This window comes from Rhodococcus rhodochrous, from assembly GCF_014854695.1.
Lineage (GTDB): Bacteria > Actinomycetota > Actinomycetes > Mycobacteriales > Mycobacteriaceae > Rhodococcus.
Genome location: NZ_CP027557.1, coordinates 3,981,292 through 3,999,276 on the forward strand (window position 1 = coordinate 3,981,292; position 17,985 = coordinate 3,999,276).

Genomic DNA, 17,985 nt, shown 5'->3' on the forward strand with positions numbered 1-17,985 from the left:
GTGCCGACGGTCACGTCCACGCTACGGCGATGATCACATTGAGAATGCCCAGACCACCGGCGACATGGGCGAGGGTCGCGGTCGAGCCGGGATTCTGCTTCTCCTTCTTCAGGCCGATGAACGCGACGACGAGCACGGCGAGGGCGACCAGCAGCTTGATGCCGATCTTCATGTGGTTCACCTCGACGACGTCCTGCGCCTCCCGGAGACCGACCAGGGCCAGACCCGTCACGACCTGCAGGATGGCGCCGTGCAGCATGCCGGCGACGACGCGCGGTTCCTTGATGACCGCGAGCCACGAACCGATGATGCCCGCGAGGCCGATGAAGTGCAGGATGAGGAAGATCTTGATGGCGATGTCCATGGGCGCAATCCGACCATTCCGGGCGTGGGCTGTCCAGTAAGGCGACACTCAGCGAGTGCCCGGGATCACGCCTGGCTGCGGTACCAATCGAGCAGGTCCGGGTCGTCGATCGCGGTGCGGTCCACCGCCCTGGCGGGATCGGCTCCCTGCAGGATCCGTTTGAGGGGAACCTCGAGCTTCTTACCGGTGCGGGTGTGCGGCACCCCGGGCGCGGCGACGATCTCGTCGGGCACGTGCCGGGGCGAGGCGTGCTCGCGCACGGCCGCACGGATCCGTTCCTTCAGGTCGTCGGTGAGCGTGGCGCCCTCGGCGAGGACGACGAACAGCGGCATGCGGTACGTGCCGTCGGGTCGTTCGATGCCGAGCACGAGCGACTCGACGATCTCGGGGAGGGTCTCCACGGCCTGGTAGATGTCGGCACTGCCCATCCGCACGCCGTGACGGTTGAGCGTGGAGTCGGACCGGCCGTGCATCTCGAATGTGCCGCGCTCGGTGATCGTGATCCAGTCGCCGTGCCGCCACACGCCCGGATAGACGGAGAAATAGGAGTCGCGGTAACGACTACCGTCCGGGTCGTTCCAGAACCGCACCGGCATGGACGGCATGGGAGCGGTCACGACGAGTTCGCCGACCTCTCCGCGCACCGGTCGGCCCGCCTCGTCGAAGGCGTCGACCGCCACACCGAGGCAGGGCACCGAGATCTCCCCCGGCCACACCGGCACGGTGGGGACGGCCCCGACGAAGGCCGTGACGACATCGGTCCCGCCGGAGATGGACATCACCTGCACGTGATCCCCCGCGTTGTGCGTCAGCCACGACGACGAGGAGGCGGGCAGCGTCGACCCGGTGACTCCGACGCCTCGGAGGGCCGACAGATCGTGGTCGTCCTGCGGAACGACACCGGCCTTGATGCAGGCCAGCACGTATCCGGGGCTCGTCCCGAGTACCGTGACGTTCTCGTCGGCCGCGATCCGCCACAGGCGATCGACCTCGGGATGGGACGGGGCGCCGTCGTAGGTGACGACGGTGCACCCCACGAGCAGCCCCGAGAGCAGGAAGTTCCACATCATCCAGCTGGGGCTGGTGTACCAGAGGAAGCGGTCGCCGGGACGGAGGTCGAGGTGCAGCGACAACGCCTTGAGGTGCTCGAGCAGCACACCGCCGTGGCCGTGCACGAGGCCCTTCGGCGGGCCGGTGGTGCCCGAGGAGAAGACCACCCACAGCGGGTGGTCGAAAGCGACGGGCAGGGGGTCGAGGTCGGCGTCGCCGGAGACGGCGTCCTGCCAGTCCAGGACGGTCCCGTTCCGTCCGGCCGTGTCCGATGGCGGCTCGCCGGCCGTGTCGAAGGACGTTCCGCCGTCCGACACGACGACGGTCAGGGCGAGGCCGGGCATCGCGGCGCGGAGGCGATTCACCTCGTCGACGCGGTCGTGCCGCCGTCCTGCGTAGCGGTACCCGGTCGCCGTGACGAGTGCCCGCGGTTCGATTCGGCCCAGACGGTCGATCGCCGCGGGCACGGCGTAGTCCTGTCCGCAACCCGCCCAGACGGCCCCGATGCTCGCCGTGGCGAGCAGGGCGACGATCGCTTCGGGGATGTTCGGTAGGTAACCGACGACACGGTCGCCCTCCCCCACCCCGTGCGCTCGGAGGGTCGCGGCGAGCGCGGCCGTGCGGCGTTCGAGTTCGGCCCAGCCGATCTCGCGCCGGTGTCCCTCCTCGTCGAGATGGACGACGGCGGCCTCGTCCGGGGGACGCTCCCGGAAGACGTACTCGGCGAAGTTCAGTCTCGCGCCCGGGAACCACACGGCGCCGGGCATGGCGGCGTCGGCCAGAGCCGGGCCGGGATCGGTGTGGGAGACGACGTCGAAGGCGTCCCACACGGCCTGCCAGAAATCACCGGGTTCGTCGACGGACCACTGCCACAACGCCCGGTAGTCGGGCAGGTCGAGTCCGTGTCTCTCCTCGACGAACCGGGTGAACCCGGTGACGTTCGCCTGCTCGATATCGACGTCTGTCGGCGTCCATTGCGGTTCCACCACAGTTCACCTCCGGTCCGGGACCGTATCCGAACACGCCCGAAGGCCCCGCTCGGGCCCGACAGGAGGTGGTGCACGGCCGATCGCCGTGCACCACCTCCCGGTCGTCCGGGCGGAGCCCCGCGCGACGGGCTCTCGGCTATCTCCTCTCGCGCGTCGCAGAGGTGTAGATGAGAGTGAGAACCACCGCGACGGCAATGGAGATGATCCAGCGGATCCAGTCGATGCCGGAGGTGTCCTCGTTGCCTTCGGACGAGATCATCCCCCAGATCCAGTAGCCGATCAGCGCGCCGATGATGCCGATGATGATCGTGATGATCATGCCCATCGCCTGCTTACCCGGGATCACCAACCGGGCGAGGATGCCGATGACTGCGCCGAAGATGATGGTGCCGATGATTTGTCCCATGGTGAGCCTCTCTGTTCGGCGCCGCACCTGCGGGCGGCGCAACCTCGACGACCATGTACCTCCTCAGTGTCGATCATGAACAGCGCACGCGGAGGCCGAATCGACGTCCCTTCCGGGTGAATTTCCTTCTCCGGCAGGCCGGGATCTCACCGGCCCCCGTCTGCTCCGGCCGCCGCGAGCAGCGCGATCGCCTGCTCGCGCATCTCCACCTTGCGGACCTTTCCGGTCACCGTCATCGGGAACTCGTCGACCACGTGCACGTAACGCGGGATCTTGTAGTGGGCGAGTTTCCCGGTGCAGAACGCCCGGAGCGACTCGGCGTCGAGCGGCTCCGCGCCTTCGCGCATCCGGATCCACGCCATCAGTTCCTCGCCGTACTTCGTGTCGGGCACGCCGACCACCTGGGCGTCGAGGATGTCCGGGTGGGTGTAGAGGAATTCCTCGATCTCGCGGGGGTAGATGTTCTCCCCACCCCGGATGACCATGTCCTTGATCCGGCCCGTCACCGAGACGTACCCGTCCTCGTCCATGACGCCGATGTCGCCGGTGTGCATCCATCGGGCCGCGTCGATCGCCTCGGCGGTCTTGTCGGGCTGATCCCAGTAGCCGAGCATCACCGAGTAACCGCGGGTGCACAGTTCGCCGGGTTCGCCGCGCGGCACCGTCAGTCCGGTGACGGGGTCGACGATCTTGACCTCGAGATGCGGGCCGACACGACCGACGGTGCTCACGCGCCGCTCGATGCTGTCGTCGCTGCGGGTCTGCGTCGAGACCGGGGAGGTCTCGGTCATGCCGTAGCAGATGGAGACCTCGCTCATGCCCATCCGGTCGATGACCTGCTTCATCACCTCCACCGGGCACGGTGATCCCGCCATGATGCCGGTGCGCAGGCTCGACAGGTCGTAGTTGTCGAATCCCGGGTCGGCCAGTTCGGCGATGAACATCGTCGGCACGCCGTACAGCGACGTGCACTTCTCCTCGGCGACGGCGCTCAGCGTCGCGGCGGGATCGAAGCCCGGCGCCGGCAGCACGATGGTCGCGCCGTGACTCGTGCACGCGAGATTGCCCATCGTCATCCCGAAGCAGTGGTACAGCGGGACGGGGATGCAGACCCGGTCGCGTTCGGTGTAGTGGCACAGCTCGCCGACGAAGAAACCGTTGTTGAGCACGTTGTGGTGACTGAGGGTGGCGCCCTTGGGGAAACCGGTGGTGCCCGAGGTGTACTGGATGTTGATCGGATCGTCGGGCGACAACGAGGCCTGGGCCGCGTCGAGCGGTGCCCGGTCCTCGGTGAGCGCGGCGCGGCCGGAGTCGACGAGTTCGTCCCACCGCGGCGAGTCGAGCAGGACGACGTCCTCGAGGTCGGGACAGTTGGGCCGCACGGTCTCGATCATCTGCGCGTAGTCGGAGGTCTTGAACGTCGGGGCGGACACCAGCATCCGCACACCGGCCTGCTCGAGGACGTACTGCAGCTCGTGCGAGCGGTAGGCGGGGTTGATGTTGACGAGGATCGCTCCGATCTTCGCGGTCGCGTACTGCACGAGCACCCACTGCCAGCAGTTGGGTGCCCAGATGCCGACGCGGTCGCCCTTGGTGATGCCCGCCCGCAGCATACCGAGCGCGAGCGTGTCGACGTCCGCGACGAATTCGCTGTAGCTCCAGCGCTTTCCGGCGGCGGAATCGACGAGCGCCTCACGGTCGCCGAAGCGGGCGGCGGTGCGGTCGAGGTTGTCGCCGATGGTGTCGCCGAGCAGCGGGACGTCCCAGGCACCCTGGGCGTAGCTGGGCAGACGGTCGACGTCGAGGCCGGACATCGCATTCTCCTTCACGAGACGGGGATACGGCTGTGGTGGCGGTCGTCGGGCTGCTGCCGGACGACCGCCACCGGGGGTGGATCGGGGTGGAACGGATCCACCGGGTGTGGATCGGTGCGCGACGGATCCGCCTACTGCGGATCAGAGAGCCCGGTCGCGGGTCTCCACGAGCGCGGCGGTGCAGACCAGGCTCACGAGGCCGATCGCGGCCAGCATGATCCCGATCGCGATACCGCCGTAGGAGGCGGCGAGCGGTGCGGCGATCATCGGCGGGATGGCGCCGCCGAGGACACCGGCGAAGTTGTAGCCCAGACCGGCACCGGTGTAGCGGTAGCGGGTCGCGAACATCTCGGGCAGCAGTGCTCCGCACGGTCCGTAGGCGATACCGAAGATCGCGAGGGTGATCATCATCCCGAGCACGAACGCGATCGGTGAGCCGGTGTCGAGGAGCGGGAACAACACCAGTGCCCAGACCACGGAGAAGGCGCACGAGACCATGATGACCTTCTTGCGACCGAAGCGGTCGGAATACAGCGCGGACAGCACGATCGCGAGACCGAAGACGAGCGACGAGGCGATGCCCACCATCAGGACGAACGGCCGGTCGAATCCCAGCTTGGACGTCGCGTAGCTGGTCAGGTAGGCCGTGCCCATGTAGAAGAAGGCGAACATGATGGCCAGCGCACCGCCGGCGAGGAAGATCTCCTTGGCCTGGTAGCGCAACGCGTCGAGGAAGGGCAGCCGGCGCGGGGCCTCGACCTCGGCGGCCGGGGCACTACGGCGGGCTTCCTGCTCCGCACGAAAGACAGGAGTCTCTTCGATGGCGAGGCGCATGTAGAGGCCGATGCCGACGAGAACGATGCTGAGCAGGAACGGGATCCGCCAACCGTAGTTCAGGAAGGCGTCGTTGGTGTCGCCGAGGGCGAGACCGGTGAACAGGAAGGTGCCGCTCGACAGGGCGAAGGCGATGGCGGGACCGAGCTGCGGGAACATCGCGTACAGACCGCGTTGGCCCGGTGGCGCGTATTCGGCGGTGAGCAGGGTCGCGCCGGCCCACTCACCGCCCACTGCGAAGCCCTGGGCGAATCGCAACAGCACGAGGATGATCGGGGCGGCGACACCGATGGTCTCGGCGCCGGGTAGAAGGCCGATGAGCAGGGTGGAGATACCCATCAGCAGCAGCGTGGAGATCAGCGTCTTCTTGCGTCCGATGCGGTCGCCGAAGTGCCCGAACAGCATTGCGCCCACGGGGCGGGCGATGAAGGCGACGGCGAAGGTCGCGAAGGAGGCGACGGTACCCGCGGTCGATCCGAGTGCGGGGAAGAAGACCGTCGGGAAGACGAGCGCTGCGGCGGTGCCGTAGATGAAGAAGTCGTAGAACTCGATCGTCGTGCCCATGCAGCTGGCGACGGCGACGCGCCGGATACCGGGCCCTTCCTTCGAGGGTCCCGCGTGGCGGGGTGTGGATGGATCGGGACGCGAACGTCCCACCGGTCCGGCGACGGGGGGTTCGGCAGCCCCCGGGGTCGACACACTGGTCACGTGAGTCCTCCGTTGTCCGTTCGAACCGCGGGCGTGATCGCCTCGGCGGATGAACGAAACGTAGTGATGCCGGTCACCCCCTCGCCACCCCCGAAAGGGGGGTGCGGGTGACCGGCATCACATAGTGTGCCGAACGAACGAAGTTGTCAGCGGCCGGCGGCGCCCGCGATCTCCTGGCGCATCTCGCCCCACACGGAGGCGTAGGAGTCGATGTTGGCGGCCGTGGCCCACGCCAGCGAGCCGCCCTTGATCTTCTCCAGGGCCTCGGCGAACAGGTCCTGGTAGCGCGACAGGCGCGGCACGAACGCCGACACGTCGTCGAACAGACTCTGTGCCCGGCGGTCGAGGCCGATGAGGCCGTCGACGAATCCGTCGGCGTCCGCGTCCTCGAGAAGCGTGTTCAGCTCCTCGTCGAGCGGGAGGAACTGGTCGTAGAGTTCCGAGATCGAATCCTCGTCGATGGAAACCCGTTCGGCATCGAGCTGATCGTTCAGCTCGGAGGTGCCCTTGTCGGTGAGGCTGATGCCGCCGTCGTTCTCCGACGCCTTGCCCTGCTCGAGGAGCGCGGCCACCGCGGCCTGACCGGCCGACACCGACACCCCGAGGTGCGCGGCGATCACCTCGGCCGTGACCTGCTTCTTCAGACGCACCGTCTGCAGCAGTGCCAGTTCGTCCACGTTGCCTGCGAAGGCCATGCCCACTCCTCGTCGCACCCGCCGGGCGCCCACGTCGTCGTCCGGAATCCGGACGGATTCCGTCCCGATTCTGACGCACACCGGCAACCGGCAGGTGAGTCACCCTCCTCCCGATGGGATCACGCAGAGGGGATCACGGGGACAGGCCGGGCACCGGGCACGCATCGGCGGCCTCGGCGACCACGGTGGGCACATCGGACACGGCGGCCTCCACTCCTGCCTCCCGGTCCCGCCCGGTGAGCGGCCGGTCGGCTTCCAGGAGGGCCAGTTCGTCGGGAGTGAACGCGCGCCCCCTGCTGAGGAAACGCACCCCCTCCGGACTTTCGAGACTGAACCCGGAGCCGCGCCCGGGCACCACGTCGAGGACGAGACAGGTGTGCTTCCACGCCTCGAACTGCGAACCGGAGATCCACACCGGCACGGCGTCGGCGCCGACCGGCGGATCGGAGCGGGTCTCCCCTGCCCCGAGACGCAGGTCGAGGACTCCGAGGAGCACGTCGCGGTCGCCGACGACGAAATCGCCCTCGGGATAACACATCGGCGCGGAGCCGTCACAGCATCCGCCGGACTGGTGCATCATGAGCGGTCCGTTGCGCTGCGCGAGGCGGCGCAGCAGGGCGACGGCATCGACGGTCGCCACGATTCGCGGGACGGTCACAGTCCTGCCTTTCCGTTGGGGTGCACGATGTTCCGAACGTATGGCAACGGCGCCTGCCACGTCGTGCGGACGTGACAGGCGCCGAAGTTCGGATCAGAAGAAGCCCTGTGCCTTGGGAGCGTAGGACACCAGGAGGTTCTTCGTCTGCTGGTAGTGGTCGAGCATCATGTGGTGGTTCTCGCGGCCGATGCCGGACTGCTTGTAACCACCGAAGGCCGCGTGCGCGGGGTACTGGTGGTAGGTGTTCGTCCACACCCGGCCGGCCTGAATGGCGCGACCGGCACGGTAGGCGACACCACCGTCACGGGACCACACACCGGCACCGAGACCGTAGAGGGTGTCGTTGGCGATCGAGATCGCGTCGTCGAAATCGGAGAAGGACGTCACGGACACGACCGGGCCGAAGATCTCCTCCTGGAAGATGCGCATCTTGTTGTCGCCCTGGAAGATCGTCGGCTGCACGTAGTAGCCGCCCGAGAGGTCGCCGCCGAGATCGGCGCGCTCACCACCGGTGATGACCTTGGCACCCTCGCTCTTGCCGATCTCGATGTACGACAGGATCTTCTCGAGCTGGTCGTTCGAGGCCTGAGCGCCGATCATCGTGTCGGTGTCGAGCGGATCGCCCTGGCGGACGGCCTTGGTGCGGACCGCGGCGAGCGAGAGGAAGTCGTCGAAGATGTCCTGCTGGATCAGCGCACGCGACGGGCACGTGCACACCTCACCCTGGTTGAGGGCGAACATCGTGAAGCCTTCGAGCGCCTTGTCCTGGTAGTCGTCGTTCGCCGACAGCACGTCGGAGAAGAAGATGTTCGGGCTCTTGCCACCGAGTTCGAGGGTGACCGGGATCAGGTTCTGCGAGGCGTACTGCATGATCAGCCGGCCGGTGGTGGTCTCACCGGTGAACGCGATCTTGCGGATGCGCGGGCTCGACGCGAGGGGCTTACCCGCCTCCACACCGAAACCGTTGACGATGTTGACCACGCCGGGCGGCAGCAGGTCGCCGATGATCGAGATCAGGTGCAGGATGGACGCCGGGGTCTGCTCGGCGGGCTTGAGGACCACCGCGTTGCCGGCGGCCAGGGCCGGCGCGAGCTTCCACACGGCCATGAGGATCGGGAAGTTCCACGGGATGATCTGGCCGACGACGCCGAGCGGCTCGTGGAAGTGGTAGGCGACCGTCTCGGAGTTGATCTCGGAGATCGAACCCTCCTGCGCGCGAATGGCTCCCGCGAAGTAGCGGAAGTGGTCGATCGCGAGCGGGATGTCGGCGTTGAGGGTCTCGCGGATGGGCTTGCCGTTGTCCCACGACTCGGCGAGGGCGATCGACTCGAGGTTCTCCTCGATGCGGTCGGCGATCTTGTTGAGGATCACCGCGCGTTCGGCGGGCGAGGTCTTCCCCCAGGCCGGTGCGGCGGCGTGGGCTGCGTCGAGCGCGAGTTCGATGTCCTCCTCGGTGCCGCGAGCGACCTCGGTGAACACCTGGCCGGTGACGGGGGTGACGTTCTCGAAGTACTCCCCCTTCACCGGAGGCACCCACTGGCCGCCGATCCAGTTGTCGTACCGGGACCGGAAGGACATGAGGGCGTCGGGCGAACCGGGACGGGCGTACACGGTCATGTGCATCTCCTGCAGCGTCGAGCGGTCGGTATGTGATCCGGAACACTACGAACGCGAGGGTTGCAACTACGTTGCGAGCTGCCTGTCCAATCGGGTCAATGTGGCATCGACCTGCGCGAAGCGGGGCGACCGAGGATCGATCGATGCCCGGTAGGCCGCCCAGGCGGTGATGTCCTCGCGGCCGTGGACGGACGAGGTCCATTGCGCGAGCAGATGCTCCTCGCCGCAGCGCAACAGCGCCGCCCGCACGCCCGAGCGGAGTTCGTCGCGGATCTCCTCGATGCCCGGCGCCATCGATCCGGGCAGGATCTCCCCGGTACAGAGGCGGACCGCCGAGGCCACGTCGCCGCGGTCGAGTGCGCGACGCACGTCCGCGACATCGGTGTCGAGCGTGGTGAGCAGCCGGTAGGGCCGCGAGCCGAGGTGTTCGGCCCCGAGCACCTTGCGCAGGCGCGACATCTCGGCGCGGATCGTCACCGAGTCGAGTTCGTTCTCGTCGAGCAGCACCGCGAGCCGGTCGGAGCTCAGGCCCTCGGGGTGATCGGCGAGGATCAGCAGGATCTCGGCGTGCCGACGGGACAGGCCGACGCGTTCGCCTCCGCGGTGCAGGGCGGGCCGCCCGGCGCCGATCGTCTCGATGCGCGGCGTCGCCGAGGGGAACAGCGGGCGGCCGCTCAGGGCATGCAACCGCAGTTCGGCCTCCGCCGCCGCGACCGTCGCGCGAACGAGTTGCAGGACCTCGGGCGCGGCGACGCGGTGACCACCGGTGATGTCGATGGCACCGAGGACCCGGCCGCTGGTGGGGTCGTGCACGGGAGCGGCCGAACAACTCCATTCGTGCACCGTGCGGTTGAAATGCTCGGCGCCGAAGATCTGCACCGAATGATCCACGGCGAGAGCCGTTCCCGGAGCGTTCGTGCCGACGCGGTCCTCGCTCCAGTCGGCACCTTCGACGAAGCTCATCGACAGGGCGCGGTCGCGCGCGGCGTGGTCGCCCTCGACCCACAGCAGCCGTCCCTGACCGTCGGTGACGGCGACCAACAGTCCGCTGTCGGCGGCGTCCTCGACGAGGAGCTTGCGCACCACCGGGCGGATCAGCGACATGGGGTGGCCGGCGCGGTACTCCTCGAGTTCGTGCCCGGAGAGCAGTGCGGGTTGTTCGACGACGTCGGGATCGATGCCGCGTTGCAGGCTCCGGCTCCACGAGTCGCGGACCACCGAGCGCACCCCGTCGAGCCGATCCTTGCCGCGCGCGGAGACGAATGTGCCGTGCGCGCGCAGCACCGCACGTGCGTGCGCGGCCACGTCCGCTCCCGGGTCGAGTGCCACCCACGGGTTGGTCGTCGCGATTCCACGATCCGTCATGTACCGGCGCCTCCTCCCCCGACACTGTAGTCGGGATCACACCGTGTGCGGCAGGGCATCCCTCGCGGTCGCGGCGACCCGGTGGGCGAGCATCACCGCGGTGGCGTGCGGTCCACGGCTCGGGACCTGCGGAAACACCGAGGTGTCGACGACGCTCAACCCATCGATCCCGCGCACGCGGCACCACTCGTCGACCACGGCGTGCTCGTCGTCGCCCATCCGGCACGTTCCGGACAGGTGCAGCGACGTTCCGAGCCTGCCACCACGCGCGTCCACGCTGCCGGCCTCGACGACGCCGGTGGTCGCGGCGAGGAGGTCGGCGGCGAGCCGGACACCCTCTTCCAGAGCTCGCCGGTCGGCCGCGTCGGTCAGGTATCGATAGTCGAGCAGAGGTGGACGTCGCGGGTCGCGTTCGTCGAGCACGATGCGTCCGCGACTGCGTGGGCGCGTCAGGACGACGCCGAGCACCGGATCGGCGACACCACTGCCGGGGATCGCCGCACCGAATGCCGCGGTGTACGGGCGCAGTTCGAGGTTCTCGGTGTGCAGGACCGTCTCGAGCAGCACCGTGTGCGACGGGAGACCCGGGCGGAACCGGTAGGGGACGGTGAACTCCGGGTGGTCGGAGAAGTCGCAGCCCACCCCGGGAAGGTCGTGCAGCGGATCGATGCCGAGCCGGCGCAGTTCGTCGGCCGGTCCGATGCCGGAGAGCATCAGCAGCTGGGGGGACCTCACCGCGCCCGCGGCGACGATCACGTGTCCGGCCGAGATCGTGCGTGGTCCGTCGGGTCCGGCGATCTCGACGCCCACCGCGCGACCGCCCGCCATCACGATGCGGGTCGCGGACACCCCGCCGGCGACCGTCGGATTCGGCCGGTCCAGGACGGGCGCGAGGTACGCGAGGAACGGACCCACCCTCGTGCCGTCACGCACGTTCGACGGAACCGCACCCACCCCGTCGGGTCCTGGAGCGTTGAGGTCGGCGACCGGTGTGAATCCCGCACCTTCGGCGGCGTCGACGAAGGCACGCGAGAGCGGATGCATCCGTTCGCGCGGCACCCGGGCGACCGGTATCGGGCCGGAACTTCCGTGCAGGTCGCCGGGGATATCCGCGTCGGTCTCGACGGCCCGGAAGTACGGCAGCACCTCCTCGTACGACCACGAGGCGGGCCACGACGCGAAGTCGTCCGGCCGCGCACGCACGAAGTAGGCGCCGTTGACCGCGCCGGAACCGCCGAGCCCCCGGCCCCGCGTCACGGTCGCCTCGACGTCCGGGGTCAACCGTGCGGGGAAGTCCGCCGCCCACGGGCTCTCCGGACCCACCGGGAGGACGGCAGCGTCACAGATCTCGCGTGGAACAGCGGACGCCGATCCGAACGCCGCGCCCTCCTCGAGCAGCAGCACGGTGCGGTCCGGATCGTCGCTGAGCCCGGCGGCGAGAACGCAGCCGCAGCTTCCACCGCCGACGATCACCACATCGGCGTGCGCCGGGATCATGTCACTTCCGGATGTCGGGTACGAGCGCGGCCGCCGCGCGGGCGTCGAGCGCGCCCTTCCACAACCCCGCGCCGTACGCGAGGTCGTCGAGGCGCTTGTAGAGCAGGTACCGGACGGGATCGAGCCCGCCGCTCTCGCGGTGCGTCTTCCAGTCCCAGATACCTTCGGCCACAGCGCAAGCCAGCACGGCCCGACGAACCTTGCGGGAGAACACCGCTGCGACGACCGTGACCGGCCAGTAGTGCCGGCACACCGCCGACGCCACCTGCCACAGACCACCGGCGAATCCCTGGGCCGTGAGCAGCGCGGCGATGCGGTCGGGCCGGTCGAGTTCGGAGAACATCCGCCGCAACCGCACGAAGGTGACCACCTGGGTCAGCACCGCTGCCATCACCCCCACGCGGGTGAAGCTCGCGATCGCGACGCACGCGAGGAGCGTCCAGATCGACATCACCATCGGTGGGACGGAACCCGGATGCCGCTCGGCGAGCGGGGCCGCACCGGTTCCGTAGAATGCCTTGCGCGTCAACCACGTCCGGAAGCGGGTGCGATGGTCGTGCGCGACCCGCGAGATGGGCTCGTACCGCAACCGCCACCCCGAGGTCTGCAGTCGCCGGCACAGATCGACGTCCTCGGCCACGTGCAGCGCCTCGTCGAAACCACCGCAGGCGACGAGCGCGTCGCGACGGACGAGCAGCGCCGCGCTCGGCACGTACGAGACAGGACCACCCGCGACCACGGCGGATTCCCGGCTGCCGAGGTCGAGCGACGAGCGTGCGTGCTCGTACTTCGCGAGCGCGCTGCTGTCGGGTTCGAGGGCCACGATGCGCGGCGCGACGAGTGCGACCGCGGGATCGGTGAAGTGCCCCAGCGATCGTTCGAGCCAGCCGAGTTGTGGTACCACATCGGAATCGAGGAAGGCGACGAATTCCGTTGTCACCTGCTGCAATCCGGTGTTCCGGGCCGCTGCGGGCCCACGGGAGGTCTCGTGCCGGATCACCCGGACACGACCGCGTTCCGGCGCCTCGACCGGCTTCTCGGAACCGTCGTCGACGACCACGACCTCGTGCCCTTCGACGGCGGCGAGCAGACGGGCGAGGCCGGAAGGATTGTCCTTGACGGGGACGACGACGGTGACGGCGGAACTCGGCGGCAGCTTCGTCGGCCGGGGGTTCCCGATGCCCGAGTCCAGCAGACGGCGCGCGACCGCGGCGCTCTGCGCGTCGACGACCTCGACGAAGTCCTCGTCGATCATCGCTACGGCGGCGGGCGCGAGTGTGAGCATGCGCGTGGGCGATCCTCCGACGAGGACACGCCCTCCGGCGAAGCTGCGCACCCGTGCGTCGATGCGCACACCGAAACCGTCGGGGAGCCGGGTCGCCCGGGGCTGCGCCGCCTCCGGAGACGTCGCCTGTGGAGTGATAGCCCGACTCACCGAAGCCTTCCTTCCGTTCCCGGCTGCCACCGGGCGACCTGTGCACTCGCCCGCTCGACCAGACTCGCGAACAGGCGCGCGCCGAGTTCTGCGGTGGCCTCGGTGGGGTCTCCCAGCACTCCGTTCGCGGACACCGAGACGATACCGGCTTCGCGCAGTCGTGGCATCAGTGCTCCGATCGGTTCCGTCGCCCCGACCGCAGCCCGTGTCATGTCGACCGTCCCGGGTGCCAGGTGCAGCAGCAGACTCGTCTCGGTGACACCGGCATGGGCGTCGGATCCGGGCACCGCGCACGGAAGCCAGGCAGCATCGCGGCCTTCGTATCGCAGGAGACTCACCGCCTCGATCAGCGGATAGGCGTTGCCGCCGTGCCCGTTGACGAAGACGACCCGCTTCGCCCACCGGCACACCGACCTGCCGTATTCGACGAGCAGCGCCTTCGTCACCTCGGCTCCGATCGAGACGGTGCCGGCGAAACCTTCGTGTTCCCCGCTCGCTCCGTAGGGCAGCGGCGGGGCGAGGACCACCTCGGGCAGCTCGGCAGCGACAGCAGTCGCGATCCGGGTGTCGGTGTCGAGGGGAAGATGTGGGCCGTGTTGTTCGAGCGCACCGATCGGGACGGCCACCGTCACCCGGTCGGGTTCGATGTCCGTCCAACAGGCGTCGGCGAGCTCCCGCATCACCGCTCCGATGCTAAGGGTTTCGCGGGCGTGCACGAAACCCGGAGGTCCCGGTAGGTCCGCCGGACGCCGAGATCCGATCGGTACGCTTTCCCGGTGCTGATCGAACCTCGTCCGCTGGACGACCCGGACGTGCAGGACCTCATCGGCGAAGTCCAGCTCGAATACGTGCGGAGGTACGGCGGACCCGACGACACCGAACTGTCGCCGCACGAATTCGAGCCACCGAGCGGGGTGTTCCTCCTGGCGGTGGCCGACGGGATTCCGGCCGGGATCGGCGGCTGGCGTGCACCGGAGCATTCGCATCGAGGGGTGCGCGACGGTGATGCCGAGATCAAGCGAATGTACGTGCGGGCGAGCATGCGGCGTCGCGGTGTGGCCGAACGGGTGCTGGGTGCGCTGGAGCGGACGGCGACCGATGCCGGTCGCCGTCGCATGATCCTCGAGACGGGCAGCGAGCAACCCGAGGCGATCGCGTTGTACGCGAAGGCCGGGTACGTACCGATGAACGAGCGCTTCGGGCTCTACGCGGAATCACCGACCGCCATGTACTACTGCAAGGAACTGCCCCCGATCCGTCTGGCGACCGACGACGACCTGCCGGTGCTGCAGGAGATCGAACGCGCTGCGGGCAAACCCTTCGCCGAGATCGGAATGGCGTTCGTCGCCGACGACGATCCTCCGTCCGTCGAGGAACTGCGCGCCCACCGGGACGCGGGTCGCTGCTGGGCGTGGTTCGACGAGCACGGACGAGCGGTCGCGTATCTGGCGGCCGACATCGTCGACGACGGCGTCCACATCGAGCAGGTGTCGGTGCATCCCGATCACGCGCGTCGCGGGATCGGTCGCATGCTGATCGACCACGTCGCGGGGTGGGCGCGGGACGCCGGTTTCGGATCGCTGTCGCTGACCACCTACCGCGACGTGCCGTGGAACGCCCCGTACTACGCGCGTCTCGGCTTCCGGACGGTCGCGGCCGATGCACTCTCCCCCGCACTCACCCGGATCCGCGCGGAGGAACGGAGACACGGCCTCGACCGCTGGCCGCGGATCGTCATGCGCCGCGGGCTGGAGACGTAGGAGCCAGGTTCCTGGCGGCCCGCTCCCCCTCGACGATCGCGGCGTGCAGGCGGCGTGGCGTCACCGCGTCGCCCACGCGGATCACTCTCGTGCCCGGTACGGTGAGTTCCCGCCACAGTTCGTCGACGGGTTCCTGATGGGTGGCGACGACGACCGCGTCCACGGTGAGCGTCGTCTGCTCGCCGGTCGCGTGGTGGACCAAGGTGACCTCGGCGCCGTCCGGCAGGTCCACGACACCGCCGACGGCGACGCCGGTGAGTCGTTCGATCCGCTTGTCGTGGGCACGGCGCAACCAGCCGTCGAGCTCGAGCGTCAGGCCGAGGTCCTGACCCACGAGCATCCCCGGCGTGCACACCGTCACCGCGCATCCGCGGTCCGCCAACAGTTCGGCGACCGAGGTCGCCTGATGGAAACCGAGATCGTCGACGACGAGGACGCGGCCGGAGGGTGCGGCGCTACCGGTGAGCACGTCGCGCACGTCGCTCACCCGCGCCGACGAACCCGCCCAGGCGGGCCGGTGTGGGCGCGCACCCGTCGCGACGACCACGACGTCGGGCGCGAGCGCGTGCAGCGTCGCGGCATCGGCGGTCACACCGGTGCGGATGTCCACTTCCCTGCGGCGACATTCGGCGTCGAGGTGCGTCACCGCGCCGAGCAGTTCGGCACGGTGCGGCGCGGCGGCCGCCTCACGGATCTGGCCACCCGTGCACCGGTTCCGTTCGAACAGAGTGACCGAATGTCCCTGTCCGGCAGCCGTTGCCGCCGTCCGGAGACCGGCGGGTCCGCCACCGACCACGACGACCCGCTGCGGTACGGCAGCCTCGGCAGGGCCGTCGGATTCGTATCCGGCGTGAGGATTGACCGCGCATGCGATGGGACGGTTGAGTCCGACCCTGCCGATGCACTCCTGATTGCAGCCGATGCACGGCCGTATCTCGTCGTCGCGTCCGGAGAGGATCTTGTTCGCGAACTCCGGGTCGGCGATCTGCGCGCGCACGGCGCCGACCAGATCGCACACTCCGTCGGCGAGCGCGGCACCGACCTGTTCGGGTCGGGTGAAGCGCCCGACCCCGACGACGGGCAGCGACACTGCGGCCCGGATCGCGTCGGGGACGAACAGCGAGTAACCGTGCGGGGTGGACATCGGGGCTTCGACCAGATGCAACGTCTCGGTTGCGACGCCCACGGACGTGTTGAGGTAGTCGACGTCGCCGCTCGCTTCGAGCATCCGCGCGACCTGCACGGCATCGTCGATGCCGACACCGCCGTCGGTGCCGTCGTGACCCGTCAGTCGCACCCCCACGACGCGGTCGCGCCCGACGGCGAGCCTCACGGCGGACACGACCTCGAGCAGCAGACGGGCCCGCCCGGCGAGATCCCCGCCGTAGCGGTCGGTGCGACGGTTCGTCGCGGGTGCGAGAAAAGCGCGCAGGACGGATGCCTGGGAGCACTGGATCTCGACACCGTCGAGGCCGCCCTCGGCGCAGCGGCGGGCGACGTCGGCGTAGCCCGCGACGAGTTCGGTGATGTCGGATTCCGTCATCGCGCGCGGGACCTCGCGGAAGAGCGGGTCGGGTTCGGGGCTCGGTGCCCACAACGGTTGCCCCGTGTACATCGAGGTCCCCTGCGCGCCGTTGTGGTTGAGCTGCGCGAGGATCCGCGTGCCGTACCGGTGCACGGCGTCGGTGAGGCGTCGGTAACCGGCGAGGACGTCCTGGTCCCAGCCCCGGATCAGCTTCTCGTAGGGCCGGTCCGAGGGGTGCACGGTGTGCTCCTCGGTGACGATCATCGACGCGCCACCGCGTGCTCTGGCTTCGTAGTACGCGATGTGCCGGTCGGTGACGGTGCCGTCGACCGAGAAGTTGGTCAGGTGCGCCGGGAAGACGATGCGGTTGCGCAGGGTGACCGGACCGATCCGCAACGACGCGTGCGGAACGGTGCCGGCCCCCGTGCGCGTCACGGTCAGACCTTCGAGTTTCCCTGGTCGACGGCCATCTGGCTGCCGGTGATCGTGGAGGCCCGATCGCTCGCGAGGAACAACACGGTCTCCGAGATGTCGTCGGGGTCGGCGGCGGGCTTCTCGGTGAGGATGGGGACGAAGTTCGGTCCCCACGAGGGGTTCTTCTCGAACAGCTTCAGGACGCTGACGTCGGTGCCCATCGGGGTGTTCACGCCGTAGGGGTGGATGGAGTTGACCCGGATCCGGTACGGGCCGAGTTCCTTCGCCGCCGCCTGCGTGATACCGACGAGACCGAATTTCGCTGCCGCGTAGTTGATCTGACCGGGCATCGCCTTGAGTCCCGCCACCGAGCTGACGACGATGACGGATCCGCCGTTGCCGGCCTCGATCATCGCGGGGGCGGCTGCCTTGAGGGTCTTGAAGACACCGGTGAGATTGATGTCGATCAGCTCTTCGAACTGGTCGTCGGGCATCTCCCAGAAGCGGTTCCAGCTGCAGATGCCGGCATTGGCGACCACCACGTCGAGCCGTCCGAACTGGGCGACGCCCTCGTCGACGACGGCCTTCAGCGCCGCGCTGTCGCGCACGTCCGCGACGCGCGCAAGGATCTTCCCGCCGGCCTCCTCCACGAGCCGAACCGTTTCGTGGAAGTCGTCCTCGGTGGCCTGCTCGTAGGTCACGTACTCCGAGACCGGGGCCGCGATGTCGACGCCGATGACGGACGCACCCTCGCGCGCGAAGCGGATGGCGTGGTTGCGGCCCTGTCCGCGTGCGATCCCGGTGATGAAGACGACTTTGCCGTCGAAATCTCCCATGTCAGCCCTTCCCGTCGA

The 17,985-nt window shown here is 68.9% G+C and carries 15 protein-coding genes; 1 reads left to right on the top strand and 14 read right to left on the bottom strand.

Going from position 1 to position 17,985, the window contains the following annotated elements; all coding sequences use genetic code 11:
• Positions 1-10: 10 nt before the first annotated feature.
• The 12 genes from C6Y44_RS18245 to mftE form a co-directional block, all read right to left on the bottom strand.
• A complete protein-coding gene (locus C6Y44_RS18245; RefSeq protein WP_016696138.1) occupies positions 11-364 on the bottom strand; it encodes a hypothetical protein in 354 nt (117 codons plus the stop codon).
• A gap of 65 nt (positions 365-429) precedes the next feature.
• Positions 430-2,400: an acetoacetate--CoA ligase gene (locus tag C6Y44_RS18250; protein WP_159417799.1), complete on the bottom strand. Its 1,971-nt coding sequence runs from the start codon at positions 2,398-2,400 to the stop codon at positions 430-432.
• Between the two features lie 139 nt (positions 2,401-2,539).
• Positions 2,540-2,809 (bottom strand): GlsB/YeaQ/YmgE family stress response membrane protein, encoded by a 270-nt coding sequence (locus tag C6Y44_RS18255; protein WP_059383259.1) that lies wholly within the window; start codon positions 2,807-2,809, stop codon positions 2,540-2,542.
• A gap of 146 nt (positions 2,810-2,955) precedes the next feature.
• Positions 2,956-4,623 (bottom strand): AMP-binding protein, encoded by a 1,668-nt coding sequence (locus C6Y44_RS18260; RefSeq protein WP_159417798.1) that lies wholly within the window; start codon positions 4,621-4,623, stop codon positions 2,956-2,958.
• A 141-nt stretch (positions 4,624-4,764) separates the two neighbouring features.
• Positions 4,765-6,165, bottom strand: coding sequence for an MFS transporter (locus C6Y44_RS18265; protein ID WP_159417797.1), 1,401 nt, complete (start codon positions 6,163-6,165; stop codon positions 4,765-4,767).
• A gap of 146 nt (positions 6,166-6,311) precedes the next feature.
• Positions 6,312-6,860 carry a hypothetical protein gene (locus C6Y44_RS18270; protein WP_159417796.1) on the bottom strand — a complete coding sequence of 183 codons (549 nt, stop codon included), beginning with the start codon at positions 6,858-6,860 and terminating at the stop codon, positions 6,312-6,314.
• A gap of 133 nt (positions 6,861-6,993) precedes the next feature.
• The gene (locus tag C6Y44_RS18275) at positions 6,994-7,518 is read right to left on the bottom strand and encodes a DUF779 domain-containing protein (protein WP_159417795.1); all 525 of its coding nucleotides are present in this window, start codon (positions 7,516-7,518) and stop codon (positions 6,994-6,996) included.
• A gap of 93 nt (positions 7,519-7,611) precedes the next feature.
• Positions 7,612-9,135 (bottom strand): aldehyde dehydrogenase, encoded by a 1,524-nt coding sequence (gene adh / locus C6Y44_RS18280; protein ID WP_059383407.1) that lies wholly within the window; start codon positions 9,133-9,135, stop codon positions 7,612-7,614.
• 66 nt (positions 9,136-9,201) lie between these two features.
• Positions 9,202-10,500 (bottom strand): GAF domain-containing protein, encoded by a 1,299-nt coding sequence (locus C6Y44_RS18285; RefSeq protein ID WP_120279976.1) that lies wholly within the window; start codon positions 10,498-10,500, stop codon positions 9,202-9,204.
• 36 nt (positions 10,501-10,536) lie between these two features.
• Positions 10,537-11,997, bottom strand: coding sequence for a mycofactocin dehydrogenase MftG (gene mftG, locus C6Y44_RS18290; RefSeq protein WP_159417794.1), 1,461 nt, complete (start codon positions 11,995-11,997; stop codon positions 10,537-10,539).
• 1 nt (position 11,998) lies between these two features.
• Positions 11,999-13,432, bottom strand: coding sequence for a mycofactocin biosynthesis glycosyltransferase MftF (mftF, locus tag C6Y44_RS18295; RefSeq protein WP_159417793.1), 1,434 nt, complete (start codon positions 13,430-13,432; stop codon positions 11,999-12,001).
• Positions 13,429-14,112 (bottom strand): mycofactocin biosynthesis peptidyl-dipeptidase MftE, encoded by a 684-nt coding sequence (gene mftE, locus C6Y44_RS18300; protein ID WP_120279979.1) that lies wholly within the window; start codon positions 14,110-14,112, stop codon positions 13,429-13,431. The genes mftF and mftE overlap by 4 nt, the downstream gene beginning before the upstream one ends.
• 96 nt (positions 14,113-14,208) lie before the next feature.
• Here mftE and C6Y44_RS18305 point away from each other — a divergent pair, with 96 nt between their 5' ends.
• The gene (locus tag C6Y44_RS18305) at positions 14,209-15,192 is read left to right on the top strand and encodes a GNAT family N-acetyltransferase (protein WP_159417792.1); all 984 of its coding nucleotides are present in this window, start codon (positions 14,209-14,211) and stop codon (positions 15,190-15,192) included.
• Here the strand turns inward: C6Y44_RS18305 and C6Y44_RS18310 are convergent.
• Together C6Y44_RS18310 and C6Y44_RS18315 are read right to left on the bottom strand one after the other, a co-directional pair.
• Complete coding sequence (locus C6Y44_RS18310; RefSeq protein ID WP_159417791.1) at positions 15,167-17,152, bottom strand: mycofactocin system FadH/OYE family oxidoreductase 2; 1,986 nt, start codon at positions 17,150-17,152, stop codon at positions 15,167-15,169. The genes C6Y44_RS18305 and C6Y44_RS18310 overlap by 26 nt on opposite strands.
• Positions 17,153-17,154: 2 nt before the next feature.
• The gene (locus tag C6Y44_RS18315; RefSeq protein ID WP_120279982.1) at positions 17,155-17,967 is read right to left on the bottom strand and encodes a mycofactocin-coupled SDR family oxidoreductase; all 813 of its coding nucleotides are present in this window, start codon (positions 17,965-17,967) and stop codon (positions 17,155-17,157) included.
• Positions 17,968-17,985 lie beyond the last annotated feature (18 nt).